The organism is Thermodesulfobacteriota bacterium, from assembly GCA_040758155.1.
Lineage (GTDB): Bacteria > Desulfobacterota > Deferrimicrobia > Deferrimicrobiales > Deferrimicrobiaceae > UBA2219.
On sequence record JBFLWB010000039.1, the window covers coordinates 1 to 1538 of the forward strand.

At 67.3% G+C, this 1538-nt stretch carries 2 protein-coding genes; one reads left to right on the plus strand and one right to left on the minus strand.

Features of this window, described 5'->3' with window-relative positions:
• A partial coding sequence (locus AB1346_02350; GenBank protein MEW6719272.1) for a LacI family DNA-binding transcriptional regulator occupies positions 1-282 on the minus strand: 282 nt, incomplete at its 3' end.
• 152 nt (positions 283-434) lie between these two features.
• Here AB1346_02350 and AB1346_02355 point away from each other — a divergent pair.
• Positions 435-1538: enolase C-terminal domain-like protein (locus tag AB1346_02355; protein MEW6719273.1), on the plus strand; the 1104-nt coding region annotated here is incomplete at its 3' end.

Genomic DNA, 1538 nt, shown 5'->3' on the forward strand with positions numbered 1-1538 from the left:
CTGAATCGGCTCGGAGAAGACCTGGTTCGAGATCGCCGGTACGATCGCCGCCACGAAGCGGGTCCGGCTCGAGGCCAGCCCCCCCGCCAGCAGGTTCGGCACGTAGCCGGTCCGCTCGATCACCTGCCGGACGCTCTCGATCGTGCCGGGCGCCACGATCTCCGGGTGGTTGAGCACCCGGGAAACCGTGATCGGGGAGACCCCGGCCAGCTTGGCCACGTCCGCCAGGGTAGTTATTCCGGTGGATCTCCGAATGGTTGTTGCCTCCGTGCGGGCACGCATCGGGGATGCGGTCCGTTTTATCCACAAAATGTTAGCGTTAACATCGTGCCGTGTCAACCCGCCAAGACTGATATAAAGCGAAAATATGCGGCATATGAAATCGATTGACACCCATAAATGACATCGCTACCATGTCGCCATAGGAGACCTTCATGGACGTTCGGACGGACACTGCCGGCATCTCCGGCGCACCGGTCGTCACCGGGATGCGCGTGGTACCGGTCGCGGGGCGAGACAGCATGCTGCTGAACCTCAGCGGCGCGCACGCCCCCTTCTTCACCCGCAACATCGTGCTTCTGGAAGACAGCTCGGGATGCACCGGGATCGGCGAGGTGCCCGGCGGGGAGCGGATCCGGCGGACGCTGGAGGACGCCGTTCCCATGGTCGTCGGCCGCCCCGTCGGCAGGTACCTCGACATCCTCGAGTCGATGCGGAAGGCGTTCGCCGACCGGGACACCGGCGGGCGGGGACTCCAGACCTTCGATCAGCGCATCGCGATCCATGCGGTCACCGCCGTGGAGGCCGCCCTGCTCGATCTCCTCGGGCAGTTCCTCGGCGTGCCGGTCGCGTCGCTTCTTGGGGACGGGCGGCAGCGCGACGCGGTGGAGATGCTCGGCTACCTTTTCTATATCGGCGACCGCCGGAAGACCGATCTTCCGTATCGGGACGGCTCCGGCGAGAAGGACGACTGGCTCCGCCTGCGCGACGAGGAAGCCCTCACTCCCGCGGCGGTCGTGCGGCTCGCCGAGGCGGCGAAGGCCCGGTACGGCTTCAACGACTTCAAGTTGAAAGGCGGCGTGCTTCGCGGCGAGGAGGAGATCGAGGCGGTCACGGCGCTCGCGGAGCGTTTCCCGGGCGCGCGCGTCACCATCGACCCGAACGGCGCCTGGCCGCTCGAAGAGGCGGTACGCCTCTGCCGCGGCAAGGGGCATGTCCTGGCCTACGCCGAAGATCCCTGCGGCGCGGAGGGCGGATATTCCGGGCGCGAGGTGATGGCGGAGTTCCGCCGGGCGACGGGGCTTCCGACCGCAACGAACATGATCGCGACCGACTGGCGCCAGATGGGGCACGCGATCCGGCTGCAATCGGTGGACATCCCGCTGGCGGACCCGCACTTCTGGACGATGCGCGGCGCGGTGCGCGTGGCGCAGATGTGCCGCGAATGGGGGCTGACCTGGGGCTCCCACTCCAACAACCATTTCGACGTCTCGCTGGCGATGTTCACCCACGTCGCCGCGGCGGCGCCCGGGAAGATC